Genomic DNA, 25,510 nt, shown 5'->3' with positions numbered 1-25,510 from the left:
GTTGTGAATGACGACAGCCAGGTGAACCGCACGCGGATCCGGTACTTCCGCTACGTTGTCCTGGCACTCGCGGCGCTGCTTGTTGTGAGCTTGGGATTCGCCTTTATCCGCGCGGAACCGCCTCCCCCGCCGCCGCCCCCCTTCTCGGAACGCGCGCGCGCCGCGGCCCTTGCGGACGCCCTGCAGCTCCGAATGGCGGGGCTCCGGCTTGCCGGTGGAACAGCCGACGCCGGTGCTGCCGCCGCCTTGGACAGGATTGTGACCTTGCTGACCATCCAGGCCAGGACGCTCCTCCTGCCGGAGGCTGCCGCTGCGGGGACGGGCGTTCCTTCTGCTTCGGCCGAAGCAGCGGCCCCTGCCTCATCCGCCGCACCCGCCCTGACCACGTCCGGGCTCGCCGCTGCCCTGGCAACCAGCGGCGGGCAGCGGCTCAAGGATGCGGAAACGGTCGACGGCGGGATGGCCCGCCTCCTGGCAGGAGCAGGCACCGCACAGATGCTGGCTGCGCAGCAGCTTGCTGCCGCTGCCGGTGAGCCGGACGCGGTCTCCGGCCTCGGCCCGGCCGCGGGCCCCACAGCAGCCGAAGCGGCTACTGACGCCGCCGAAACTGGGTGCCCCTCGCCCTCCCGTCCGCCCGTGTCCCCCGGGCAGCAGCCCTCCGCAGCCGGGACAGGTCCGGGCGATGCCTTGGCGGCCGCAGTTGCTGCGGAACTGGAGGCGGTCTACGGCTACCAGGCAGCCCTGACGCGGCTGCCTCCGGAAGCTGCCGGACCGGCGTCGGAATTCCTTGGACAGCACCACGGCCTCGCCAGGGAAGCTGAAAAGCGGAGCCTCTTCTGGTGCGGGACACCGCTGCCGCAGCAGCCCGGGTATGTCCTGGAGCCGCAGTTCCTTGCATCTCCTTCGGCCGGACTGGCGCGGCTGGAAGCCGGAACCCTTCCTGCCTATGGCGACGTCGTGGCAGTTACCGACGGCTCAACCCGCCGCTGGGCCATCGCAGCCCTGCGGTCGGCAGTGCTGCGGACTGTCCACTGGGGCGGTGACCCCGGTCCCGTCCCCGGACTGCCCCTGGACGAGCAGCAACTGCCGCCGCTTCCAGCCTGAACCCGCAGAATCTCCACGGGAAGTCCGCGACCGGAAGCCGGCGCGGACGGGAGCATAGGGTTGAGCTGATGAAAGCACCAGCAGAGGTTCCCATTCCGCCCGGCCTCACTGCCCGTTACCGGCGCAGCGTCGAGGGGCGGGCGTGGCTTGCCGCGCTGCCGGACCTGGTGGCCGGGCGGCTCGGGCAGTGGAACCTGGAGCCTGATCTTCCTCCGGGCGGCCTGCCTTGGAACGGCCACGGCGGGATGGTCATTCCCGTCCTGTGTGCAGGCGGAAGTCCTGCCGCACTGAAAATCGCGTTTCCCCACGATGAGGCAAAGCTGGAGCGGCATGCCCTGGCGCTGTGGCAGGGTCAGGGCGCGGCAGCACTGCTGGAGCATGACGCGGGCAGCTGCGCGATGCTCCTCGAACGGCTGGACGCCGGGCGTTCGCTGGCCGGCCTGCCTGTGGATGACACGGTGGAAGTATGGGGCGCCCTCGTCCGGCAGCTGGGCCTGGTGCCGGACGGGCGGCCGCAGTGGCAGGAGTTCGACCACATCGCGGCCCGGGCGGAGCAGTGGAGCGATGACCTTCCCGCCGACTGGGAACAGCTGGGCCGCCCGTTCCCCCGCTGGCTGCTGGAAGCGGCCCTGGAGGTCTGCCAGACGCGCGGCGCAGTAGGACGCCGGTCTTCCCGTGACGTCCTGGTCCACACCGACCTGCATTTCCTGAATGTGCTGGCCCGGCCTGTCCGCACGGGAGCCAGGGCGGCCGCGGCCGGGTATGCGGCGATCGACCCGCAGCCGATGGTCGGGGAAGCGGAATTCGGGGTGGCGCCACTGTTGTGGAACAGGATCGGCGACCTTCCGGCAGGTGCTCCGGGGATGGGGCTGCGGCAGCGGTGCGCCGATTTCAGCACGGCCGCCGGCCTTGACGGCGATGTTGCCCGGCAGTGGACCATCGCCCGCGAGGTTGCCAACGCGCTGTGGTATGCAGGCAAGCCCGGCCACCGGGGTGACCTGGCGCGATCGCTATGGGTTGCCAGCACGCTGGCAGGCCGGACGCTGGAGGGGCTCCCGGCACCCAGTGCCCTTCCCGAACCGGGCATCAGCCTCGACTAGCAGGGGCTTCAGCTGCGCCGCACCGCAGCGAGAGCGGACCCGACGGCGGCTACCGCGGTGCCCGCCTCTTCGCCGCCCGTATGCCAGTTGCTGACTGACACCCGCAGGACATCCCGGTTGTGCCACCGCGAACCGGACATCCAGACCGTGCCGTCGCCGATGATGCGGGCCGTGACAGCACGCGTGGTGGCGTCGTCGCCGAATGCCACGCAGACCTGCGTGTACTCAACGTCGTTGAGTACCTCAACGCCATCCAGCGCGGCCAGTCCTGCGGCAATTTCCGCAGCGGCCGCAGCCATACCGCTGACCTGCGCGGCCACGCCGTCACTGCCCAGGCTTTTCAGCGCGGCCCAGACCGGGACACCGCGTGCCCGACGGGAAAGCTCCGGAACCTTCTCGAACGGATCACCCGGACCTTCGGCGTCGTGCATCAGGTAGCTCGTGTGCAGGCCCATGGCTGACCGCAGCGCCAAAGCGTCCCGTACGATCGCAACGCCGCAGTCATAAGGAACGTTGAGCGTCTTGTGGGCATCGGTGCCCCAGGAGTCCGCGTCGCCGCAGCCCCTGACAAGGTGCTTGAGCCCGGGTGCCGCTGCTGCCCACAATCCGAACGCACCGTCCACGTGCACCCAGGCGCCGTGCTCCCTGGCGACGGCAATGGCTTCGGTGAACGGATCGAACGCCCCCGAGTGCAGGTTTCCGGCCTGCAGGCAGACCAGTGCCGGCCCTTCGCCTTGTGCCAACGCTGCGTCCAGTGCAGACGGAAGGATGCGCCCCTGGGCGTCGGCGTCAACAACCTGCGGCGTCCCAAGTCCCAGGTAACGCAAGTCAAGGTCTACCGTGTCGTGCCTTTCCCTGCCCACGAAGCAGCGGATCCGCGGGGCTCCGGACAGCCCGTCCCGGTCAAGGTCCCAGCCGGCGTTTGCGAGCAGCCGCCAGCGGGCTGCGGCCATGCCGGTAAAGTTCGCCATCGTTGCACCGGTGGCGAAGCCGACGTCGGCATCCGTTGGCAGCCCTAACAGTTCCAGCAGCCACGAACCGGCACTCTCCTCAACCGCGGCCATGGCCGGAGTGGCATACCGCAGTCCGGAGTTCTGGTCCCAGGCGCTGACAAGCCAGTCGGTGGCCAGGGCTGCCGGCAATGTGCCGCCTATCACCCAGCCGAAGAAACGGCCGGAAGGCATTGCCATCAGGCCGGGTCCGCGGCGCGTGCCAGGAATTCCACCACCTCTTCAGCCGGCATTCCCGTCCGCGGCAGGGCTCCGCCAAACACTCCGGTGAGGTCATGGGCAGCCGCCCTTGGCCCTACCGGGCGGCCGGGCAGGCTCTGCAGCCAGTTCATCGAGTGGCGGTACGCGGCCGCCATGGCCCGGGCGAAGCCGTCGTCCCCGTGTGACATACCTGCATGCTACGCCTGGCCCGTTAGCCACGAACTCCCCCTGCAGCTAATTCAGGTCAGGCGAAGTTTTCCTGCCAGATGTCGTAGCCGAGTTTGATGATGAGCGCTGCAACCACCACCAGGAAGACAATTCGGACAAACCGGCTTCCCTGCTTGACCGCTGTCCTGGCTCCGAGGTAGCCGCCGGCCATGTTGGACACCCCCAGCAACAGACCAAGGCCCCACAGGATGGAGCCGTGCGGCATGAAGAACAGCAACGCACCGGCATTCGTGGCCATGTTCACGATCTTCGCCTTGGCGCTGGCTTCCAAAAAGGCGTATCCCATGGCCGAGACGAGGGCGATAACCAGGAACGAGCCGGTTCCGGGCCCGATCAGCCCGTCATAGAAACCAATGACGGCACCGATCAGGCATGCCACCACGTAGTGCTTGTGGCCGTTGTGCCGCAGCGCCGTGATGTCCCCGACGTCGGGCTTGAGCGCCGTAAACAGCGCAACGGCGACCAGGGCAACGACGATGATGGGCTTGAAGACACTCGCAGGCAGGGTGGCCGCCAGGACGGCACCACCGAAGCTGCCCGCCAGGGCGATCACCGCCATGGGCAGGGCCGTCTTGAGGTCCGGCCCCACCCGCCGGTAGTACGTCGTTGCGCTGGTGGCAGTGCCAAAGATGGAACCAAGCTTGTTGGTGGCGAGAGCCTGCACCGGACTAATGCCCGGGACCAGCAGCAGGGCGGGGAGCTGGATGAGGCCGCCGCCGCCCACCACGGCGTCAACCCAGCCCGCGGCAAACCCCGCCAGCACCAGCAGGAGCAGCGTTGTCAGCTGGAGGGATTCAAGTCCAAAATCCACCGCTGCGGATCAGCTGTTGCGGACGGCGTTGACCACGTAGTCAACAGCCTTGTCCACTGCCACATTCTCGGCTTCGCCGCTGCGGCGGTCCTTGATCTCCACCACACCATCCACCAGGCCCCGGCCGACGGCAAGGATTGTGGGGACGCCTACCAGTTCGGCATCGCCGAACTTCACGCCGGGCGAAACCTTGGGCCGGTCGTCGTAAATAACCTCAAGGCCCGCTGCTTCGAGGTCCAGGGAAAGCTGCCCGGCAGTGGCAAAAATATCCTCACCCTTGCCGACGGCCACCACATGGACGTGGGCCGGCGCGACGGCGCGGGGCCAGACCAGGCCCTTGGCGTCGTGGTTGGACTCGGCCAGCGCTGCAACGGCCCGCGTGACGCCTACCCCGTATGACCCCATGGTGACAGTCACCTGCTTGCCGTTCTGGTCCAGCACCTTCAGGTCCAGGGCTTCGGCGTACTTCCGGCCAAGCTGGAAGATGTGGCCCATCTCGATGCCGCGCGCCGTTTCCAGCGGGCCCGAACCGTCCGGAGCGGGGTCGCCCGCGCGGACTTCGGTGCACTCGATGACGCCGTCCCAAGTGAAGTCCCGGCCGGCGACGAGTCCGTAGACATGCTTCCCGGCCTCGTTGGCGCCCGTGATCCACGTGGTGCCGCTGACGACGCGGGGATCCACCAGGTAGAGCAGCTTGGCAGCTCCCTCGGAGCCCAGCAGGGCCTGGTCCAGGGACATGCCGGGGCCGAGGTAGCCCTTGACGATCAGCGGATGCTTCTTGAGGTCCTCTTCGCCGGCGGCCTCCAGCCCGATTTCGCCGGCCACCGGGAGGAACGCGCCGATGTTGGCTTCGACACGCTTCAGGTCCACGGCGCGGTCCCCGGGAACGCCGATGACAACGATCTGGCGCTCACCCGTGGGCAGCGTGACGGCGAGGACCACGTTCTTGAGGGTGTCGGCGGCCGTCCAGGCTTCACCGTCCGGGCGCGGGAAGATCTGGTTGGAAGCGGCCACCAGGGTTTCGATGGTGGGCGTGTCCGGAGTATCCAAAACCTGGGCGGCAGGGGCGCCGCTGTAGTCGATCTCCGCCGGCACTACCGTGGTGACGGCCTCCACGTTGGCGGCGTAGCCGGACGCCGAGCGGACGAAGGTGTCCTCGCCGATCTCCGTGGGGAACAGGAATTCCTCGCTCTTGGAACCGCCCATGGCGCCGGCCGTGGCGGCAACGGGGATTACCTCCAGGCCAAGCCTGGCAAAGATCTTCAGGTAGGCGGCGCGGTGGGCGACATAGCTCGCGTCCAGTCCGGCATCGTCCACATCGAAGGAGTAGGAATCCTTCATGATGAACTCGCGTCCGCGCAGCAGGCCCGCGCGGGGACGCGCTTCATCGCGGTACTTGTTTTGGATCTGGTACAGGCTCAGCGGCAGGTCCTTGTACGAGGAGTACAGGTCCTTGACGAGCAGCGTGAACATCTCCTCGTGCGTGGGGGCGAGCAGGTAGTCCGCACCTTTGCGGTCCTGCAGCCGGAAGAGGCCTTCACCGTACTCGGTCCAACGGTTGGTGGCCTCGTAGGGCTCCCTGGGCAACAGTGCCGGGAAGTGGACTTCCTGCGCCCCGATGGCCGCCATCTCCTGGCGGATGATCTCCTCCACCTTGCGGAGCACGCTCAATCCCAGCGGCAGCCAGGTGTAGATACCGGGGGCAGCGCGGCGGATGTATCCCGCGCGGACCAGGAGCTTGTGGCTGGCGACCTCTGCGTCGACGGGATCTTCGCGCAGGGTGCGCAGGAAAAGCTGGGACAGTCTAAGGACCACGGGTGGTATCCGTTTCTGGGGAAGTGCTGGATCAGCAGGCCGGACAATTTCGTCTGGGTACTAATCTACCGGCAGAAGGGGCCAGGCCCGGACCCGCGGCGGACTCCCGAACGCACCGCGCCGGGAACAGTAGAGCCACGCCCGGAAATGCAAAGCCCCTGGCCCCCCAGTGAGGCTGGTCATCGCATCCGGGCGTGGCTCAACGCCGTTATCGCCTAAGTACTGGTGAGGACTGGTGAGACCGCCCACGCCACTCCAGCGCAGCTAGATCGAACCTATGTGATGGCAGGCACGTTGACAAGTGGCCTGTTTGCAAACAACCGCTGGTCCCCACCTGAATCGCGCCTGGTCATTGTTCATGAACACGACTTATTTGATGAGGGCGGCGGCTGAATCGAGCAGCGCACCTGCACGTGTTGCAGCGTCGGTTCCGGTTGCCCCGCCAGTGGCGACGGCTGTGAGGACAACACCCTGCTGGATGGCCTGCGCTGTGGTGGTGGACTGGACCTGGCCGTCCGGGAGTTGGGTTTCCGTTCGATAGGCGGTGGTTTCCGCCAGCCCGCCCACGCTGTCCAGCATGGTGATGGTAACCGGGACGGCGATACCTGAGACTGTCACCGTCATGTCAGAGCACTGCTGCAATTGGGCGGCGGGATTGGCGACGTTGCCCAGGGCTGCTTCATCGAGTCCGGACAGCAGGGACAGTGCCGTGACGTCCCCCGTGGCCGCGTCGGTGCTGATTCCCATGGCCATGGCTGCCCCGTCCAATGCCGGGACGGTACTCGCCGTTGCGAAGTCCTTGCACGCCGCGGGCGCCACCTCGATCGCAGCCACCATCTCCTTGGACTGCTCGAGGGTGGTTGCCAGGTCGGTTTCGGGGAGGACTGTCAGCCGGCGGTCGGCCGTATCCCGCACCTGGCGCACGATGCCGGCAAGGTCGGCGTTGGAATACGCCTTGCGAGCCGGAGTGGGTGTGACTGTGGGGGTGGCAGTGGCCGTTTGGTCCGCCGCCGGTGAAACCTCATTCGCCGGGGTGGCGGCGGGACCTGCGCAGGCTGGAACGGTCAAGGCAAGCAAGGCGGTGGCCGCAAGGGTTGCCAGCGCAGACGTTTTCAATTATACCCCCAATATTCAGATGCGGACTGGCGGCGGCCAGCTAGAAGAGAACTGTAGCGAACGTGCCGACCTGCCGGAAACCAACACGCTCGTACATCGAGCGTGCCCGCAGGTTGAAGCAGTTCACGTACAGGCTGGTGATGGGGGCAACTTTCTGTGCCTCCTTCACCACGGCCGCCATATAGCCGGCGCTGAGCCCTTGCCCGCGGTACAGCGGATTCATCCATACACCCTGGACCTGGGTGACATCTTCTGTGACTGCGCCGAGTTCGGCCTTGAACACAACTTCCCGGGACTCGTTGAGGTGGACCAGGGAATGGCCCTGCCGGATGAGGCCCTCCACCCTGCGGCTGTAGAATTCCCTTCCGCCCAGGAAAGGAGAGTAGCCGACCTCCTCCTCAAACATGGCGGCACATGCGGGAAGGATGCGGTCAAAGTCGGACAGGCTGCCCAGCCCGAGCCGCGGGTCAGGCTCCACTCCGGGGGCACCTTCGATGACCATCAGGGGCTGGTCCTCCCGCACCTCGTGCGCGCGGTGCCCGACGTCCATCAGCTCGGCGTAGAGGGCCAGCACTGCTTCTGCCGGGCCAAAGGCCGAGGCGTAGCGCCGCCCGGACCTGTTCGCCGCCGCGGCAACGACTCCCGCCAGGGCGGGGTCCAGCTGGACCGGCACCAGGTTGGCACCGGCCCAGCAGGCACCCACAAGGATGCCGTCGTCGAAAACCCCGATAATCCCGGCACCGCCGCTGGTGGGGGCGGCCGTGCCGGCGGCGCGCAGGTGGGCAAGGATGAACACATTGGCCACCCGGTCCTGCTGCGCAAGCAGCGTCAGGGCCTCCGTGTCCTGGCCGTCCAGCGTCCGGACCGAAAGGCCCGCCGGATCAGGTACGTCCCTACGAGACGCTAACCACGGGGCTACCCTTGACAGCATCTTCGCCATCGGCCTCCCCCATCTCTTCCGCGATACGCATCGCCTCTTCGATCAGTGTCTCAACAATCGCGCTCTCGGGGACAGTCTTGATGACCTCGCCCTTCACAAAAATCTGGCCCTTGCCGTTGCCGGACGCGACGCCGAGGTCCGCTTCACGTGCTTCACCCGGCCCGTTGACCACGCAGCCCATAACAGCCACACGCAGCGGGATCTCCATCCCCTCGAGTCCGGCGGTCACCTGCTCGGCGAGGGTGTACACGTCCACCTGGGCGCGGCCGCAGGAGGGGCAGGAGACAATCTCGAGCTTGCGCGGGCGGAGGTTGAGGGACTGCAGGATCTGGTTGCCCACCTTGATCTCTTCCACCGGCGGGGCCGAGAGGGAGACGCGGATGGTGTCGCCGATTCCGCGGGACAGCAGGGCACCAAAGGCGGTGGCCGACTTGATGGTGCCCTGGAAGGCCGGTCCGGCCTCTGTAACACCGAGGTGCAGCGGCCAGTCGCCCTTCTCCGCCAGCATCTCGTAGGCAGCCACCATCACCACCGGATCGTTGTGCTTAACCGAGATCTTGAAGTCGTGGAACCCATGCTCCTCAAACAGGGAGGCTTCCCAGACGGCTGATTCAACCAGCGCCTCCGGCGTTGCCTTGCCGTACTTCTTCAGGATGCCGGGCTCCAGTGAACCAGCGTTCACGCCGATGCGGATGGACGTGCCGTGGTCGCGGGCGGCGGCGGCGATTTCCTTGACCTGGTCGTCGAACTTGCGGATGTTTCCGGGGTTCACGCGCACTGCCGCGCAGCCGGCCTCGATGGCGGCGAACACATATTTCGGCTGGAAGTGGATGTCCGCGATGACCGGGATTTGGGACTTCCGGGCGATGATGGGCAGCGCCTCGGCGTCGTCCGCCGAGGGGCAGGCAACACGGACGATGTCGCAGCCCGACGCCGTAAGTTCTGCGATCTGCTGCAGGGTGGCATTGATGTCGGTGGTGGGCGTGGTGGTCATCGACTGCACGCTGATGGGGTAGTCAGAGCCGACGCCGACCGATCCGACTTTGATCTGGCGTGTCTTGCGGCGCGGGGCAAGGACAGGTGGCGGGGCTGACGGCATTCCCAGGCTGACCGAGGTCACGTGGACTCCTAGAGGTGAAAAGGGGGTACGGCTTAGGCGGTGAGCCCGGCGAGCATGCCGGTCACGGGGGACCATTCGGTGATGCGGGTTCCGGCGATGACTCCGGCGGCCGCGAAGGGGTCCTGCCTGAGGATTGAGTGGAGGGCGGCTTCGTCCGTTGCCTTGAAGATCAGCAGCGCGCCGGCCCCGTCACCGTAGGGACCACTGGCCAGGATGGCGCCGTCCTGCGCCAGGGTTCCGGTCCATTCGCGGTGAGCGGGCCGGGCCTCGTTCCGGGCTTCTGTGGAATCGGCGGCGTAAACGTACTCAACGGCAAAAACTGTCATACCGCTACCCTATCGCCATGGCTGCCCCGGGCACCCATCCGGCCGGGTACGGGCCCGCGGCAGAGCCGCGTTTCCTGAACCTAAGTCAGGAACAAAACCTTCACCGTCGCTGCGATACCCGCTGCCCAGAGCATGGAAGCCAGCGTTCCGATGATGAACCGTTCGGCGGCCACGGGCGTCTCCTTCAGCTCCGCGAACCGGCCCAGGCCCTTGATGGCCACGATATAGGCGATCGCAACCGGCTGGTTGGTAAGGATTGCCAGGCACACGCCCAGGCGTTCCAGGATTCCGATGATGGCCCCGCCGCGCAGGATGCGCTGGGTGGGGGCTGCCGCACCGTCAGCTCCGCCCGACGACGGCCGGTCGGGTTCCGCGGTGAGCTCGCCGTCCACGTTCTGGCCGGCGCCGTCCGGGGAATTGGTTATGGGTGCGGGGTCAACAGTCACATCCGCTGCCGGGTCCTCGGCGGACCGGCGGGCCTGTTCTTCCGCCTTGGCCGCATCGGCTTTGTCGTCGATGGTCCTGGCGAGCTTGAAGACGAGCGCCGTGACCGGCCACCCGCCAAAACCGGCCACCGCCAGCGCGGCAGCCACCCAAAGTGCGGTCACCGGTCTCCTTTGGTCTGGGATCCTGTGATCCGGTCATGGGCATAGCCCAGCAGCATGGCGGCCGCCGGCCTGCCAGCCCATTCTTCCTGCCAGCCGGACCTCAGCAGGGTACGGCTCACCGATTGCTCGGAAATACCCAGTTCCCGGGCCACCTGCTTTTGGGCCCCGTGCCTGCCCGCGCCGCCCTGCAGGGAGCGCAACCGGTCCACCACCCGCCACTGGGCATCGCTGCGTTGCTGCACCAGCCGTCCAATCAGCCGAAGTACAGCCTGGGCATGCGCGCTGGCCATTGCACCTTCTTCCTGGGCCGGAAGCGGACTGTTTCCACGCCCCATGGTGCCGGCCACGACTGACAGCGGAACCTGGCCGGCTGCGGCCTTGGCCAGTTCCACCGCCTTGCGCGCCGCCACAAAGGCGTTTCCGGAACCTTCGCGCGGGCTGCCTCCCGGTGCCAGCCGCACCGTGCCGATACCGATCCCCACATACCAGTGCCCCCCGCGCAGGGCGTGCAAAGCTACGTCCACCGCCTCGCCGGCGTCCTCCACAACCCCCTGGAGCTCGTCGCCCACGGACCGCTCGAACGTCGCCGGCGTAAGGGCCTTTATGGAGGAGACCAGATCCGGGACACGGTCCACGTCCGAAGAGCTGCCGCGCTGGTCTATCGTCAGTACATACATGAGCCAACCATAATCGGCTAAGATACCGGACTCAACCATATATAGCTGATTACCGGTTATCATCCGAAAACGGCTGATAAAAACAAATCAACCGGTTAACTGCGCGTGCCAGCAGGAGGACGATCGGCACTTCCGATGTTCACTAGACCACCTTCTCCACGCGGGTCCGGTGTCCGGCTTTCCCGGAAACGAGTCAGCCGAAGAGATTTATCGGCTTCACAATATCGGCGTAGATCAGCAGGGCGCTCATGCCCATCAGCAGCGCGGCAACCACGTAGGTGACCGGTAGCAGTTTGGCGATATCGAAGGCCCCGGGGTCGGGCTTACCGAACAGCCTGGCAACCTGCCGCCGGGCTCCTTCGTAGAGCGCGCCGGCCACGTGCCCGCCATCGAGGGGCAGGAGCGGCACCAGGTTGAACACTGCAAGGGCGAAGTTGAGGCCGGCGAGGAGGCCGATCAGGGTGGCTACCCTGGATTGGACCGGGATCTCCTCCATGGCGGCGACTTCCCCGGCCACCCGCCCCACGCCCACCACGCTGATGGGGCCGTTGGGGTCACGCGGTTCCTCACTGAACGCCGCTTTGGCGACCCCCACCACGCGGGCCGGCAGGTTGAAGATGACGCCGGCCACCTGGCGGATGTTCTCCCCGGCCATGGGCAGGACGGACGACGCCGGCTGGGGCACCAGTTCGGTCTGCGCACCGATTCCCAGGAAGCCGACGTCCTGGTACAGCAGGGTGCCGGCGTCATCTGTTGCCTGCCGGCCGTCGGCGCCGATGACGGGCCTGGCGGAAAGGACCGGGGTGACTGTGGTGCTGACGGGAGAACCGTCGCGCTCCACGGTGATGGCCACTTCGCGTCCGGCGGACGCGCGGATCCACTCGGTGAGCTGGTCCCAGCTGGTCACCGGCCTGCCGTCGAAGGCCGTCACTGTGTCATTCGGCTGCAGGCCGGCGGCGGCAGCGGGAGTGAGCTTGCAGTCGGCCGAATCGGGGTCAACCGTCTCCCCCGCCGCCACCTGGCACTTGGAAACATCGGAGATGGTGGTGGTGGCCGTGGCCATCCCGAAGCCCATCAGCAGGACGGCGGTGAGGACCAGGCCAAGGGCCATGTTCATGGCCGGGCCGCCCAGCATCACAATGATTTTCTTCCACACCGGAAGCTTGTAGAAAACCCTGTTTTCGTCCCCCGGGCCTACTTCCTCGTGCGCCATGGAACGGGCCTCGGTAGCGAGTGTCTGGAACATCCCGGTGCTGGAGGGCCGGACGGACCCGTCGTCCTTGTTCGGCGGGTACATGCCGATCATGGACACGTATCCTCCCAGCGGGATGGCTTTGACGCCGTACTCCGTCTCGCCTTTCCGCCGCGACCACAGGGTGGGGCCGAAGCCGATCATGTATTTGGTGACCCGGACTTTGAACAGCTTGGCAGGCACCAGGTGGCCCACTTCGTGGAGCGCGATGGAGGCCGCGATGCCAATTGCCACAAAGACGACGCCGAGGACAAAGAGGAGAACGGGTGTCATGGGAGGTGTTTGCTGCTTCCTAGAGACTGCTGACTGCTAAACGTTCGTTGACGCGGGCACGTGCCCAGCCTTCAGCATCCAGCACGGATTCCACCGTGAGCCTGGAAGAACCTGAATGTTCGCTGAGGACGCTCTCCACGGTGTCCACTATGTCCGTGAAGCGGATGCGGCCCGCGTGGAACGCGATTACTGCTTCCTCGTTTGCCGCGTTGAAGACCGCCGGAAAGGTGCTCCCCTGCCTGGCGGCGTCCTTGGCGAGGCTGACGGCGGGGAAGGCGGCGGCATCCAGCGGCTCGAAGGTCCAGGTGGCTGCCTGCGTCCAGTCGCAGGCAGCGGCAGCATTGGGCACCCGGTCCGGCCAGCCCAGGCCCAGCGCGATGGGCAGGCGCATGTCCGGCGGGGAGGCCTGCGCGATGATGGATCCGTCCACGAACTGCACCATGGAATGCACCACGGACTGGGGATGGACCACAACGTCGATCCGGTCCAGGGGGACGTCGAACAGCAGATGCGCCTCGATGACTTCAAGGCCCTTGTTGACCAGGGTTGCGGAGTTGGTGGTGACCATAACCCCCATGTCCCAGGTGGGGTGGGCCAGGGCTTCGCGCGGGGTGACACCGTGGAGTTCTTCCCGGCTCCGGCCCCGGAAGGGCCCGCCGGACGCGGTGAGGATCAGCTTTTCCACTTCAGCCGCCGTTCCGGCGCGTAAACATTGGGCGAGCGCAGAGTGCTCGGAGTCCACCGGGACGATCTGGCCGTCCCGGGCAGCCGCCTTGACGAGCTCTCCCCCGACGATCAGGGATTCCTTGTTGGCCAGGGCCAGCGTGGCGCCGGATTTCAGTGCGGCAAGGGTGGGGGCGAGCCCGATGGAACCGGTAATGCCGTTGAGCACAACATCCGCCTGCACTTCGGCGATGCGGGTGGACGCGTCCGGACCCGAGAAGATTTGCGGACTATAGCCCCGTTTTCCCGCTGCGGCCGCAGCGTCACGGATCAGGGCTTCCAGGCGGCCCGGATCACCGCCGGCGATTCCCACCGCCGCGGCCCCTGTTTGGACGGCCTGCCGCGCCAGGAGTTCCAGGTTGCCGCCGCCCGAGCTGAGTGCCACAACCTCGAAAAGATGCGGTGCGCCGTCGACGACGTCAATCGCCTGGGTGCCGATGGAACCTGTGGACCCAAGGAGGACGATTCTGCGTGGCTGCATTGCTTAAGTATCCCGCACGCAGCAGCACCTCCGGCTCCTTGACCTCGGGGCGGCCCGGCGTAACGTGGTCTCCGTGGACTGGCTGACATGGTTCGATGCGCCGGAATACGAGTTTGCCCGGCAGGTGCTTCAACGGGGCGTGGCTGCGCTCTTCTTCGTGGCGTTCCTGTCCTCGCTCAACCAGTTTCCCGCGCTGCTGGGCGAGCGGGGCCTCCTTCCGGTGCCCGAATACCTTGGGGCTTTCAGCAGGCTGCGCCGGCCCACGCTGTTCCGCTGGCGGTATTCGGACGGGCTGCTGCGGACTGTTTGTGCCGTGGGCCTCGTGATCTCGGCGCTGCTCGTGGCGGGCATTCCGCAGCTGGGACCTCCCTGGGTGCCGCTGATCGCCTTCCTGTCCCTGTGGCTGCTGTACATGTCCATCGTGAACGTGGGCCAGACCTTCTATGGCTTCGGCTGGGAGATGCTGCTGCTGGAGGCAGGGTTCACCGTGGCTTTCCTGGGCTCGGACCAGACAGACCCGCCCCGCACCATCCTGATCCTGATTGCGTGGCTGGTGTTCCGGCTGGAATTCGGTGCCGGGATGATCAAGATCCGCGGCGGCCGGGAGTGGCGGGACCTTACGGCGTTGTACTACCACCACGAAACGCAGCCAATGCCGGGCCCGCTGAGCCGGCAGGCGCACCTGCTTCCCAAGCCCCTGCACAAGATGGAGGTGCTGGGGAACCACTTTGCCCAGCTGGTGGTTCCGTTCTTCCTGTTCGCGCCGCAGCCGGTGGCGAGCGTGGCGGCGGGGATCATCATCGTGACCCAGCTGTGGCTGGTGGCCAGCGGCAACTTCGCCTGGCTGAACTGGATCGCCATCGTGCTGGCGTTCGCCGCCGTCAGCGATCCCGTGGCCCACGCCGTGATACCGGCCATTCCGCTGGACTGGCACAGCGGAACGCAGGAGACACCGCTGTGGTGGCTGGCCATAACACTGGCAGCCAGCCTCTTGCTGGTGGTGCTCAGCTACTGGCCGCTGCGCAACCTGTTCTCCAGCCGTCAGCTGATGAACGCCAGCTTCAACCGCTGGCAACTGGTGAACACGTACGGAGCGTTCGGATCGGTCACCAAGCAGCGCATCGAGATTGTGGTGGAGGGCACCCTGGCCGAGGACCCGGACGAGTCCGACTGGCGCGAATACGGATTCAAGGGCAAGCCCGGCGACCTTCGCCGGATTCCGCGGCAGTGGGCGCCCTACCACCTGCGGCTTGACTGGCTGATGTGGTTCCTGCCGCTACGGACGGTGCACGAGGAGTGGTTTTACGCCTTCCTCACCAAGCTGCTCGAAGCGGACCGTAAGACGTTGCGGCTCCTGCGCCACGACCCGTTCGACGGCGGGACGCCCCGCTGGGTGCGCGTCCGCAGCTACCGCTACCGCTTTGCCACCCGGCAGGAGTTCCGCGAAACGGGGAACCGCTGGGTGCGGACGCTGCTGTACGAGCCCATCCCGCCTTTATCCCTGCGGCGCTCATCAGGCCGGCGGCGGTAGCAGGGGCTCCTAGGCGTGCTCCCCGGCCCTGCGGATGACTGCCTCCGCGTGCTTGAGGATGGGCCCGTCGATCATCTTGCCGTTGTGCTGGAATACGCCCGAGCCCGCAGTCCTGGCCGCCTGCAGGAGTTCAGAGGCTGCCGCCACATCCGCCTCGGAGGGTGCGTAGGCGCCCCGCACCACTGCGGCCTGGCTGGGGTGGATGCAAGCTTTTGAACCGAAGCCCGAGGCCACCGCGTCCGCGGATTCCCGGGCCAGTCCGGCAAGGTCGGGGATATTGGTATAAACGGCGTCCACGGCTTCCTTGCCGTGCGCCCTGGCGGCCAGCAGCACCGACGAACGCGCGTGCAGCGCCACGGCCCGGTAGCCGCCGTCGTCTTTCCGGCTGGAGGTGCCGCCCAGTGTTGCCAGCAGGTCCTCCGCTCCCCACATCAGCGCCACCACGTTCGGTGCGGCCGCGATTGCCGGTGCGTTCAGTACGCCCAAAGCGGTCTCGCACAGCGCAACCACCTGGTAGCCGTCAAGCGCCTCCAGCTGCTGCGGGCTTTCCGCCTTGGCCAGCATCACAGTCCGGTAGGGCGTGTGTGCCAGGCAGTGGAGGTCCCGGTCGAACTCCTCCGTCCCTGCGGGGTTTACCCGGATGATGGTCCTGCTGGGCTCCAGCTCGGGTTCGTCGCCGGTGGCCCCCACCTGGGCCAGGATGGCGCCGCGGGCACGCTGCTTGTCCGCAGGTGCCACGGCATCCTCAAGGTCCAGGATGACGGCATCGGCCCGCGCGGCGGCCTTCTGGTAGCGTTCCGGCCGGTCGGCGGGGCAAAACAGCAGGGCAGGTCCCATCAGGAAGGTCATACCTGCATTGTCCCCTGTCTGTCCGGCGACGGCGTGCCTTGGGCGCGGTTCTGCTGCCGGGCATGCTCCTCCCTTGTCCACATCAGGCAACTGCGCGTCGCCAGGGCTACCACGGTGCCATCCTGGTTGCGCCCGGTGTGCTGCATGGTGACCACCCCCTGGCCGGGCCGCGACGCCGACAGGCGCTTTGCGGCGATCACCGTCTCGGTATACAGGGTGTCTCCGTGATAGAGCGGATGCGGAAAGGACACGTCCGTAATGCCGAGCTGGGCGATGATGGTGCCCTGGGTCAGCTGGCCTACGGACTGGCCGACCATCGTGGCAAGGGTGAACATCGAGTTCACCAGCCGCTGGCCGAAGGGCTGCCCGGCGCTCCAGGCCGCGTCCAGGTGCAGGGCCTGGGTGTTCATGGTGAGGGTAGTGAACAGTACGTTGTCCGCCTCCGTCACCGTCCGCCCGGGGCGGTGGGCGTAACGCACCCCCTCCTCGAGCTCGTCGAAGTAAAGCCCGCGCTGTTCGATGACCCGGTGCTCTCCGGTGGCACGAATGTCCGTCATACGGTGAGTTCCCGGTCTTCCTCGAACAGTTCGGCGCCGGTGGCGGCAGCAACATCCTCGACCGAGACATTGGGGGCCAGCTCCCGCAGGACCAGGTGCGGGCCAGTCTCGTCCTGGACGACGTCGATGACGGCCAGGTCGGTGATGATGCGGTCCACGCAGCCCTTGCCGGTCAGCGGCAACGAGCACTGCTGGACGATCTTGGGGTTACCGGCCCGGTCCACGTGTTCCATCATGACAATGACCTTCTTGGCCCCGAACACCAGGTCCATGGCTCCGCCCATGCCCTTGACCATCTTGCCGGGGATCATCCAGTTGGCGAGGTCGCCGTTAGCGGCTACTTCCATGGCCCCCAAAACGGCAACGTCCACGTGGCCGCCACGGATCATCCCGAAGGAGGAGGCCGAATCGAAGAAGGCGGCACCCTTGTTCACCGTGACCGTTTCCTTGCCCGCGTTGATGAGGTCGGGGTCCACGGCGTCCTCGGCCGGGTAGGGCCCCACTCCCAGGATGCCGTTTTCGGAGTGGAGGACCACCTCCACGCCCTCCGGGATGTAGTTGGGGATAAGCGTGGGCATCCCGATGCCGAGGTTCACGTACTGGCCGTTGCTGAGTTCCCTGGCAACGCGCGCGGCGAGCTCATTCCGCGTCCAGCCCCTGGTTGCGGCCGGGGCTGTTGAGTCGCCGGCGGCTGCGTGCTGCTGGGCTGCTGCCCGGCGGTACTCGGGCCGGACGGCTTCCGGCCGGGGAGCCAAGGGACTGTTCGGCTCCATGACTACGCTCCTGCCTGCTGGTTGGTGCCTGGTCCTGCTGCCGGCGCAGCAGCCGGTCCTCCGGCGGAGGAAGCCAGGGCCACGGTCCGTTTCTCAATCCTTTTTTCCGCCCCCGGAGCCACGACCACCCGCTGCACGAAAATCCCGGGAGTGTGGATGTGTTCCGGGTCCAGTTCCCCCGGCTCCACGAGTTCCTCCACCTCGGCGATGGTGATTCGGCCCGCCATGGCACACAGCGGATTGAAGTTCATTGCGGTGGCGTGGAACACCAGGTTGCCGTGCCGGTCCCCTTTCCAGGCGTGGACCAGGCCGAAGTCGGGGGTCAGCGATTCCTCGAGCACGTAATCAACGCCCGCAAAGGAGCGTACTTCCTTCGGCTCCGAGGCGATGGCGATGCCGCCGTTGGCGTCGTACTTCTGCGGCAGGCCGCCGTCGGACACCTGCGTGCCGACACCCGCCTTGGTGTAGAAGGCAGGAATTCCCGCGCCGCCAGCGCGCAGTTTCTCGGCGAGGGTGCCTTGCGGGGTGAGGACGACCTCCAGCTCGCCGGCCAGGTACTGGCGGGCGAATTCCTTGTTCTCGCCCACGTAGGAGCTGATAGTGCGGCGGATCCGCCCGTCACGGAGAAGGATTCCCAGGCCCCAGTCATCCACCCCGCAGTTGTTGCTGACCGTTACCAGGTCCGAGATGCCTGCGCGGTGCAGCGCGTCGATAAGCGTGACCGGTATGCCGCACAGGCCGAACCCGCCTACGGCCAGGGACGCACCGTCGGGAATGTCCGCTACTGCTTCGTCGGCGCTGGCAACAACCTTGTCAATCATCATCGATCCCTTCAGGCCGGCTACTTTCCATGCGACAACGCCTGTTGCTACAGGCCCAGTTCGCGGGCGATCAGCATCAGCTGCACCTCCGTGGTGCCCTCCCCCACTTCAAGGATCTTGGAGTCGCGGTAGTGGCGCGCCACAGTGAACTCGTTGATGAAGCCATAGCCGCCGAACACCTGGGTGGCATCCCGCGCATTGTCCATGGCCGCCTCGCCTGCGACCATCTTAGCTATAGCCGCCTGCGTCTTGAACGGCTTTCCGGCCAGCATCCGGGCGGCCGCGTCGTAGTAGGCCAGGCGGGCCGTGTGGGCGCGGGCTTCCATGCGGGCGATCTTGAACGAAACTGCCTGGTATTTGCCGATCTCCCGGCCAAACGCCCGGCGCTCCTTGGCGTACTTGACGGAGAGGTCGGCGCAGCCTTGGGCGGCGCCGGTGGCCAGCGCCGCGATGGCGATGCGACCCTCGTCGAGGATGGACAGGAAGTTGGCGTAGCCCCGCCCTTCCGTCCCCAGCAGGTTCGATTCGGGGACGCGGACGTCCTTGAGCGTAAGCGGGTGGGTGTCCGAGGCGCTCCAGCCCACCTTGTTGTAGGGCTTCCCGGCCTTGAAGCCGGGGGTGTCGGTGGGCACCAGGATGGTGGAAATCTCTTTTTGCACGCTTCCGTCGGGGCGTTCCTTCCGGCCTGTGACCGCGGTGACCGTCACAAGGCGGGTGATGTCCGTGCCGGAGTTGGTAATGAACTCCTTGTTCCCGTTGATGACCCAGTCCCCGCCGTCCCGCCGCGCGCTGGTCTTGGTGCCGCCGGCGTCGGAGCCCGCCTCCGGCTCGGTCAGCCCAAAGCCTGCAAGCGCCTCCCCGGAGGCGAGCATGGGGAGCCAGGCCTGTTTCTGATCCTCCGTGCCGAAGCGGTAGACCGGCATGGCTCCCAGGGAAACCCCGGCCTCCAGGGTGATGGCCACGGACTGGTCCACGCGGCCCAGCTGCTCCAGCGCGAGGGCCAGCGCGAAGTAGTCGCCGCCCATTCCGCCGTATTCCTCCGGGAACGGCAACCCGAACAGGCCCATCTCGGCCATCTGCTTGACCACGTCGTACGGGAAGCTGTGCTCTTCGTCGTGCTTGGCCGAGACCGGTGCCACCACGTTGTCCGCAAAGTCGCGGACCGTGTCGCTGAGGTCCTGGTACTCCTCGGTGAGTTCAAAGCCGGGCATTTTGGGAGGCTCCTTTGCCTGCTGGGAGGTTCTCTTTTTTCTGTTCTGCGGATCGTTCCTGGGCTTCGTGCGGTTCCGGGGCTACGGCTGGGTGGACGGTGGCCAGGACCTGGTCTGCCTTCACCAGGTCCCCGGCCCGGACGGCAAGGTGCACCGTTCCTGCAAGGGGGGCCAGTAACTGGTGTTCCATCTTCATGGCCTCCACCGACGCCAGCGCCTGGCCTGCTTCCACGGTGTCTCCGTCATGGACCGGGACCGAGACCACGGTGCCGGGCATGGGCGACCGCACGGCGGGATCGGCGGTGCCTTCCTCCCGCTGCCTGGCAGCGAGGACGCGTTCCAGCCGCTCCTCGCGGCTAAGCACGTCCAGCCGGCAGGACCAGCCCCGGTGGCCAAGGAAAAGCTGGAACGGAGCGTCCGACGGCGGAATCACGCCAGCCTGCCTTACTGGCACGTGGGGAGCGGGCACAGGATGCACGGGTGCCGCCGCATAGTCACGGACCTGGCCGTCAAGGGTCAGTTGCACGCGGCCCGGCCCCGGGAACTGCAACGAGGCTGTGCGGCCCGTTCCGCCGTCGACCGTCACGGACACCGGGCCGGACGAGACGTTGCCGCTGACCATCACGGTGGCCATTCCCCCGCCGGGAAGGCCCAAGTCGACCCGGCGCGGCGCCGGTGATCCCAGCCGCCAGCCGTTCCGTGCCTGCCAGGGGCTGCCGGCCGGAGGATCCGGTTCCCATGCCAGGGCCGACAACGCCGCTGCCACCAGTTCCTCCCCGCCAATCCGGCGGAACGCCATCTCCGGCAGCTTGCGTTCGATCAACCCGGTGTCCAGGTGCCCGTTGCGGACATCGGGATCATTGACCAGGAGCCGCAGGTACTCGACGTTGGTTTCCAGGCCCAGGGCCGTGAAGCCGGCGAGCGCGGTGTCCAGGGCGTCCAGGGCTGAAGCGCGGTCCGTGTCCCAGGCGATGACCTTGGCCATCATGGGGTCATAGTTGGCGGACACCTCCAGCCCTTCCGCCAGGGCCGAGTCCACCCGCACCCTGCCCGTTGTCCCGGCGGCAGGCTCCGCCAGGAGATGCACGCGCCCGGTGGAGGGCAGGAAGTTCTTTTCCGGTACCTCCGCATAGACGCGGGCCTCAACCGCGTGGCCCTTCAGTTCGACGTCGGCCTGCCGGATGCCAAGTTCCTCACCCGCGGCAATGCGCACCTGCCACTCCACCAGGTCCACGCCGGTAACCATCTCCGTGACCGGATGTTCCACCTGCAGCCGGGTGTTCATCTCCATGAAGTAGAACTCGTCCGGGGCGTCGTCGGAGACGAGGAATTCCACGGTCCCGGCACCGGAGTAGTTGACGCTGCGCGCGGCGTTGCAGGCCGCTTCGCCGATGCGTGCCCGAACCGCCGCGCCGTCCGGCAGGCTCTCCAGCAGCGGCGAGGGTGCCTCCTCGATCACTTTCTGGTGCCGCCGTTGCAGGGAGCACTCGCGCTCCCCCAGGTGGATCACGTTGCCGTGATTGTCGGCCAGCACCTGCACCTCGATATGGCGCGGCGTGGTCACCAGCCGCTCGAGGAAGAGCGTGTCGTCGCCGAACGCGCCGGCCGCCACCCGGCGGGCGGTGGCCAGGACTTCCGGAAGGTCCGCTGCATTGTGCACCGCATGCATGCCCTTGCCTCCGCCGCCCGCGGAGGGCTTGATCAGCAGCGGGAACCCGACCCCGGCCGCCGCCTCAACCAGTTCTGCATCCGTCATCCCCGGGCGGGCCACGCCGGGGACCACCGGGACGCCGTACCCGGCCACGTGGTTCTTGGAGCGGATCTTGTCCCCCATGATGTTGAGGGCCGCCACGCCCGGGCCAATGAAGGTGATGCCGGCCTTCTCCAGGGCCCGCGCGAAGTCCGCGTTTTCGCTCAGGAAGCCATAGCCCGGGTGGACCGCTTCCGCGCCCGTCCGGCGGCAGGCGTCAAGCACTGCGTCGATGTTGAGGTAGCTTTGCGCGGCAGGGGCGGGGCCGATCCGGACAGCTGTGTCAGCTTCGCGCACGTGGCGGGCGCCGGCGTCGGCATCGCTGTAAACGGCGACGGAACGGATGCCCAGGGCCCGGAGGGTGCGGATCACGCGGCATGCGATCTCACCGCGGTTGGCCACCAGCACGGTGCCGAACAGCGGCTTGCCGGCAGCTGTGACGGTATGCGCGGCCTTTGCGGTTACGGGTGCGGTCATGGCTGGCTCACATCCTGAACAGGCCGAAGGAGGTCTCCGGCAGGGGGGTCCGGGAAACGACGTCGAGGGCCAGGCCCAGGACGGTGCGGGTCTCTGCGGGGTCGATGACGCCGTCATCCCAGAGGCGGGCCGTGGAGTAGTACGGGCTGCCCTGGTCCTCGTACTGCCTGCGGATGGGCGCCTTGAACTCTTCCTCGGCCTCCGCCGGCCATTCCCCGCCCGCCGCCTCAAGTTGTTCGCGCTTGACGGTGGCCAGCACGCTGGCCGCCTGGTTGCCGCCCATCACCGAGATACGCGCCGCCGGCCACATCCACAGGAACCGTGGCGAGTACGCGCGGCCGCACATGGAATAGTTGCCCGCCCCAAAGGACCCGCCGATCACCACTGTCAGCTTGGGAACCCGCGCCGTGGCCACGGCGGTGACCATCTTGGCGCCGTTCTTGGCGATGCCGCCCTGCTCGGCGTCCCTGCCCACCATAAAACCGGAGATGTTCTGGAGGAAGAGGAGGGGAATCCCGCGCTGGTCGCAGAGCTCGATGAAGTGCGCCCCTTTCAGGGAGGATTCGCTGAACAGCACGCCGTTGTTGGCCACGATTCCCACCGGGTGCCCGTGCAGCCGGGCGAACCCGGTGACCAGCGTGGTGCCGTAGTCCTTCTTGAATTCGTGGAAGCGGCTGCCGTCCACCAGGCGGGCGATGACCTCATGCATGTCGTAGGGCGCGTTGACGTCAGTGGGCACGGCACCATACAGCTCTTCAACATGGGCTGCGGGTTCGGCGGCGGGTTCCACGTCCCAGGCGGGCGGTGCAGGCGGCGGCAGCGTTGCCACGATGTCCCGCACGATCTGCAGCGCGTGTTCATCGTTTTCGGCCAGGTGGTCGGTGACGCCGGAGATCCTGGAGTGCACCTCGCCGCCGCCCAGCTCCTCTGCCGTGACGATCTCGCCGATGGCCGCCTTCACCAGCGGCGGTCCGCCCAGGAAGATGGTGCCCTGGTTGCGCACGATGACCGTTTCGTCGCTCATGGCCGGGACGTAGGCGCCGCCGGCGGTGCACGAACCCATCACCGCCGCGATCTGGGGGATCTTTGCGGCCGACAGGCGCGCCTGGTTGTAGAAGATCCGGCCGAAGTGGTCCCGGTCCGGAAACACCTCGTCCTGTTTGGGCAGGAAAGCCCCGCCGGAGTCCACCAGGTAAATGCACGGCAGCCGGTTTTCCAGGGCCACCTCCTGGGCCCGTAGGTGCTTTTTGACCGTCATCGGATAGTAGGTGCCTCCTTTGACGGTGGCGTCGTTGGATATCACCAGCACCTGGCGGCCGTGCAGCAGGCCGATGCCGGCGATGACGCCCGCGCCCGGAGCTTCGTCGTTGTACATCCCGTTGGCCGCCAGGGGTGCGATTTCCAGGAAGGGGCTGCCGTCGTCGAGCAACTGGTCGATGCGCTCCCGAGGCAGCAGCTTGCCCCTGGCCACATGCCGTTCACGGGACTTTTGGGGGCCGCCCAATGCTGCATCAGCCAGGCGTTTCCGCAGGTCTTCCGCCAGCTCCCGCTGGGCCTGGGTGTTGGAACCAAACGCTTCGCTTGAGGGGTCGATCCTGCTGGCGAGGGTCTCCATCGACGGGTCCGTTCCTGTGCGTACCGAGGTTCCGCATCCGGCAACTCGGTTAGTCAGCAATAACTGAAATTCAGGTTAGTCTTTATTGACTGTGATGTCCAACACATCACCTGCCTTGCTAGACTCTGCGGGTCCGAGGAGGAAAAGTGCCCAGCACCACCCAGCGCAGCAAGGCGAAGGAAAACCGCCGGCAGGCTTTGCTGGCGGCCGCCGCATCCCTGTTCGCAGTCAACGGCTTCAACCGGGTGTCGCTCGAGGACCTGGGCGCAGCGGCCGGAGTCAGCGGCCCTGCCGTCTATCGCCATTTTTCGGGAAAGCAGGCGGTGCTGGCGGACTTGCTGCTGACGGTCAGCCGGGAACTGCTGGACGGCGGCCGCCAGGTGGTTGAAACCAGTGGCGACCCCCTGGCGGCACTGCGCCGGCTGGTGGAGTTCCAGGTGGACTTTGCGCTGGGGAAACCGGACGTCATCCGGGTGCAGGACCGCGACCTGAGCAACCTTTCCGAGCAGGACCAGGCGGCGGTGCGTGCCCTGCAGCGCAGCTATGTTGAGCTGTGGGTGGAAGTCCTTGCCCGCCTGCACCCCGGCACGGATGTTTCTGAACTGCGCGTGCGGGCCCATGCCACGTTTGGCCTCATCAACTCCACCCCGCATTCGGTCCGCAGCCACGGCCGCAGGATGGCGTCCGCTGCTGCCCGCCCGCTGCTCGAGGGCATGGCCCTGGCAGCCCTGACTGCGGACGCCCTCCCCGCCCGCTGACCCGCTCCCCGGCCGGGGAGGGGGTCAGCTACACCATTGCCAGGACCATGCCGGGTTCGGCCAGGATGGCCCCAACGTCCGCCAGGAACCGCGAGCCCTGTTCGCCGTCCACCAGCCTGTGGTCGAAGGACAGGCTGAGGGTCATGACCTGCCGCAGGGCAACCTCGCCGCGGTACTCCCACGGCATGGTGCGCACCGCCCCCATTGCCAGGATGGCGGCTTCGCCGGGATTCAGGATGGGAGTCCCCGCGTCGATGCCGAAGACGCCGATGTTTGTGATGGAGATGGTGCCGCCGGAGAGGTCAGCCGGCGGGGTCTTTCCGGCCCGTGCAACCTCGGTCAGCTCAGCGAGCGCTTCGGCCAACTGGTGCAGGGACAGGGCACCGGCGTCCTTGATGTTGGGAACCGTGAGTCCGCGGGGCGTGGCTGCGGCGATGCCCAGGTTCACGTAGTTGAAGGTGACAATCTCCTGGTTCCCACCGTCCCACCGTGAGTTCAGGGACGGGTTCCGCCGCAGTGCCACCAGCAGCGCCTTCGCCACCAGGGTCAGCGGGGTGACCTTGACGCCCGAGAATTCCCGGCTGCCCCTGATTTTTGCCAGCAACTCCATGGCGGGAGTGACGTCGACCGTGAGGAATTCGGTGGCATGCGGCGCGGTGAAGGCGCTGTGCACCATGGCCTCCGCCGTGAGCTTCCGGACCCCCTTAATCCGCGTGCGGGTTTCGCGCTCCCCCGGCCGGGTCTCCCGGGCAGGGGCGGGTTCCGCCGCCGCTTCCCTGGGTCCGCCGGCAAGGAAGGCCTGCACGTCCTCGCGGGTGATCAGTCCGTGCGGGCCGGTGCCGGCGACCCGTTCCAGGTCGACGCCTGCGTCCTTGGCCAGCTTGCGCACCGGCGGTGTGGAGCGGGGGCGTTCGGCCGGGATGTCGGCGGGCCTGGTTTCGACAAGCTCCGCCACCGGCGCTTCTCCGGCCGCATCCGCCGGGGCCGGGAAGTTCCGCGGACGCCGCACCGGCCGCCCGGAGCTTTCGACGACGGCGCCGTACCCCACCAGGTTCGGTTGCCGTTTCGGCGCCTCCTCCCCCTCTTCCGCTGCCGCGGCGGGAGTCACGGCCGGCACCAAAGGCGCCGTCCCGGCGTCGTCCGTTACTTCAAAGGACACGATGGGCTTGCCCACCTCCACGACGGTGCCCGGCTGTTCGTGCAATTCCTTGATGACCCCGGCGAAGGGCGACGGGAGCTCCACCACGGCCTTGGCGGTTTCCACCTCTGCAATGACCTGGTTCAGGGTCACGGTATCGCCCACGCCGACCTTCCAGCTGAGGATTTCTGACTCGGTAAGCCCCTCCCCCAGATCGGGGAGACGGAATTCCTTGATCATGGCGC

Annotated in this window: 22 protein-coding genes and 1 pseudogene; 4 read left to right on the top strand and 19 right to left on the bottom strand. The window is 67.0% G+C overall.

Annotated features, from left to right (window positions below; translation table 11 throughout):
* The first annotated feature begins 3 nt into the window (after positions 1-3).
* Together ACLH0K_RS06690 and ACLH0K_RS06685 are read left to right on the top strand one after the other, a co-directional pair.
* Entirely contained in the window at positions 4-1,104 is a 1,101-nt protein-coding gene (locus tag ACLH0K_RS06690; protein WP_411376024.1) for a DUF4439 domain-containing protein, read from the top strand.
* A 68-nt stretch (positions 1,105-1,172) separates the two neighbouring features.
* Positions 1,173-2,204 carry an aminoglycoside phosphotransferase family protein gene (locus tag ACLH0K_RS06685; RefSeq protein ID WP_411376023.1) on the top strand — a complete coding sequence of 344 codons (1,032 nt, stop codon included), beginning with the start codon at positions 1,173-1,175 and terminating at the stop codon, positions 2,202-2,204.
* Positions 2,205-2,212: 8 nt separating this feature from the next.
* Here the strand turns inward: ACLH0K_RS06685 and ACLH0K_RS06680 are convergent.
* From ACLH0K_RS06680 to dxr, 11 genes and pseudogenes are all read right to left on the bottom strand, one after another.
* Positions 2,213-3,603, bottom strand: a pseudogene (locus tag ACLH0K_RS06680) (pyridoxal phosphate-dependent decarboxylase family protein).
* 56 nt (positions 3,604-3,659) lie between these two features.
* Complete coding sequence (locus ACLH0K_RS06675; RefSeq protein WP_411376022.1) at positions 3,660-4,454, bottom strand: sulfite exporter TauE/SafE family protein; 795 nt, start codon at positions 4,452-4,454, stop codon at positions 3,660-3,662.
* 9 nt (positions 4,455-4,463) lie between these two features.
* Positions 4,464-6,269 carry a proline--tRNA ligase gene (locus tag ACLH0K_RS06670; protein ID WP_411376021.1) on the bottom strand — a complete coding sequence of 602 codons (1,806 nt, stop codon included), beginning with the start codon at positions 6,267-6,269 and terminating at the stop codon, positions 4,464-4,466.
* A 369-nt stretch (positions 6,270-6,638) separates the two neighbouring features.
* A complete protein-coding gene (locus ACLH0K_RS06665; RefSeq protein WP_411376020.1) occupies positions 6,639-7,385 on the bottom strand; it encodes a hypothetical protein in 747 nt (248 codons plus the stop codon).
* 40 nt (positions 7,386-7,425) lie between these two features.
* Positions 7,426-8,316, bottom strand: a complete 891-nt coding sequence (locus ACLH0K_RS06660; RefSeq protein WP_411376425.1) for a GNAT family N-acetyltransferase — start codon at positions 8,314-8,316, stop codon at positions 7,426-7,428.
* Positions 8,279-9,445, bottom strand: coding sequence for a flavodoxin-dependent (E)-4-hydroxy-3-methylbut-2-enyl-diphosphate synthase (gene ispG / locus ACLH0K_RS06655; protein WP_411376019.1), 1,167 nt, complete (start codon positions 9,443-9,445; stop codon positions 8,279-8,281). Before ispG ends, ACLH0K_RS06660 begins: the two co-directional genes overlap by 38 nt.
* Positions 9,446-9,477: 32 nt before the next feature.
* The gene (locus tag ACLH0K_RS06650; protein ID WP_138136652.1) at positions 9,478-9,771 is read right to left on the bottom strand and encodes a YciI family protein; all 294 of its coding nucleotides are present in this window, start codon (positions 9,769-9,771) and stop codon (positions 9,478-9,480) included.
* 80 nt (positions 9,772-9,851) lie between these two features.
* A complete protein-coding gene (locus tag ACLH0K_RS06645; protein WP_411376018.1) occupies positions 9,852-10,379 on the bottom strand; it encodes a hypothetical protein in 528 nt (175 codons plus the stop codon).
* The gene (locus ACLH0K_RS06640) at positions 10,376-11,056 is read right to left on the bottom strand and encodes a MarR family transcriptional regulator (RefSeq protein WP_411376017.1); all 681 of its coding nucleotides are present in this window, start codon (positions 11,054-11,056) and stop codon (positions 10,376-10,378) included. Before ACLH0K_RS06640 ends, ACLH0K_RS06645 begins: the two co-directional genes overlap by 4 nt.
* 193 nt (positions 11,057-11,249) lie before the next feature.
* Positions 11,250-12,581 (bottom strand): M50 family metallopeptidase, encoded by a 1,332-nt coding sequence (locus ACLH0K_RS06635; RefSeq protein ID WP_411376016.1) that lies wholly within the window; start codon positions 12,579-12,581, stop codon positions 11,250-11,252.
* Positions 12,582-12,600: 19 nt separating this feature from the next.
* Positions 12,601-13,785, bottom strand: a complete 1,185-nt coding sequence (gene dxr / locus ACLH0K_RS06630; RefSeq protein ID WP_411376015.1) for a 1-deoxy-D-xylulose-5-phosphate reductoisomerase — start codon at positions 13,783-13,785, stop codon at positions 12,601-12,603.
* Positions 13,786-13,858: 73 nt separating this feature from the next.
* On the opposite strand from dxr, the gene ACLH0K_RS06625 reads away from it, so the two are divergent.
* Positions 13,859-15,316, top strand: a complete 1,458-nt coding sequence (locus ACLH0K_RS06625; RefSeq protein ID WP_411376014.1) for a lipase maturation factor family protein — start codon at positions 13,859-13,861, stop codon at positions 15,314-15,316.
* Between the two features lie 9 nt (positions 15,317-15,325).
* Here ACLH0K_RS06625 and ACLH0K_RS06620 read toward each other — a convergent pair whose 3' ends face one another.
* Genes ACLH0K_RS06620 through ACLH0K_RS06590 form a run of 7 tightly spaced genes read right to left on the bottom strand, consistent with a single transcriptional unit; the run spans position 15,326 to position 23,369 of the window.
* Positions 15,326-16,165 carry an HpcH/HpaI aldolase/citrate lyase family protein gene (locus ACLH0K_RS06620; protein WP_411376013.1) on the bottom strand — a complete coding sequence of 280 codons (840 nt, stop codon included), beginning with the start codon at positions 16,163-16,165 and terminating at the stop codon, positions 15,326-15,328.
* Complete coding sequence (locus tag ACLH0K_RS06615) at positions 16,162-16,722, bottom strand: MaoC family dehydratase (RefSeq protein WP_411376012.1); 561 nt, start codon at positions 16,720-16,722, stop codon at positions 16,162-16,164. Before ACLH0K_RS06615 ends, ACLH0K_RS06620 begins: the two co-directional genes overlap by 4 nt.
* Entirely contained in the window at positions 16,719-17,495 is a 777-nt protein-coding gene (locus ACLH0K_RS06610; RefSeq protein WP_411376011.1) for a CoA transferase subunit B, read from the bottom strand. The genes ACLH0K_RS06615 and ACLH0K_RS06610 overlap by 4 nt, the downstream gene beginning before the upstream one ends.
* 2 nt (positions 17,496-17,497) lie before the next feature.
* Complete coding sequence (locus tag ACLH0K_RS06605; protein WP_411376010.1) at positions 17,498-18,316, bottom strand: CoA transferase subunit A; 819 nt, start codon at positions 18,314-18,316, stop codon at positions 17,498-17,500.
* A 47-nt stretch (positions 18,317-18,363) separates the two neighbouring features.
* Positions 18,364-19,527, bottom strand: a complete 1,164-nt coding sequence (locus ACLH0K_RS06600; RefSeq protein WP_411376009.1) for an acyl-CoA dehydrogenase family protein — start codon at positions 19,525-19,527, stop codon at positions 18,364-18,366.
* Complete coding sequence (locus ACLH0K_RS06595; RefSeq protein ID WP_411376008.1) at positions 19,514-21,754, bottom strand: biotin carboxylase N-terminal domain-containing protein; 2,241 nt, start codon at positions 21,752-21,754, stop codon at positions 19,514-19,516. The genes ACLH0K_RS06600 and ACLH0K_RS06595 overlap by 14 nt, the downstream gene beginning before the upstream one ends.
* 7 nt (positions 21,755-21,761) lie before the next feature.
* Complete coding sequence (locus ACLH0K_RS06590) at positions 21,762-23,369, bottom strand: carboxyl transferase domain-containing protein (protein WP_411376007.1); 1,608 nt, start codon at positions 23,367-23,369, stop codon at positions 21,762-21,764.
* A gap of 146 nt (positions 23,370-23,515) precedes the next feature.
* On the opposite strand from ACLH0K_RS06590, the gene ACLH0K_RS06585 reads away from it, so the two are divergent.
* On the top strand, positions 23,516-24,127 hold the full coding sequence (locus ACLH0K_RS06585) for a TetR/AcrR family transcriptional regulator (protein ID WP_411376006.1): 612 nt from the start codon (positions 23,516-23,518) through the stop codon (positions 24,125-24,127).
* A 28-nt stretch (positions 24,128-24,155) separates the two neighbouring features.
* Here the strand turns inward: ACLH0K_RS06585 and ACLH0K_RS06580 are convergent, their stop codons facing one another.
* Complete coding sequence (locus ACLH0K_RS06580) at positions 24,156-25,505, bottom strand: dihydrolipoamide acetyltransferase family protein (RefSeq protein ID WP_411376005.1); 1,350 nt, start codon at positions 25,503-25,505, stop codon at positions 24,156-24,158.
* Positions 25,506-25,510 lie beyond the last annotated feature (5 nt).

This window comes from Arthrobacter sp. MPF02 (genome assembly GCF_046605375.1).
In the GTDB taxonomy this organism is placed as follows: domain Bacteria; phylum Actinomycetota; class Actinomycetes; order Actinomycetales; family Micrococcaceae; genus Arthrobacter.
Note: the sequence above shows the minus strand (reverse complement) of the source record. Positions and strands in the feature narration are given on the sequence as shown.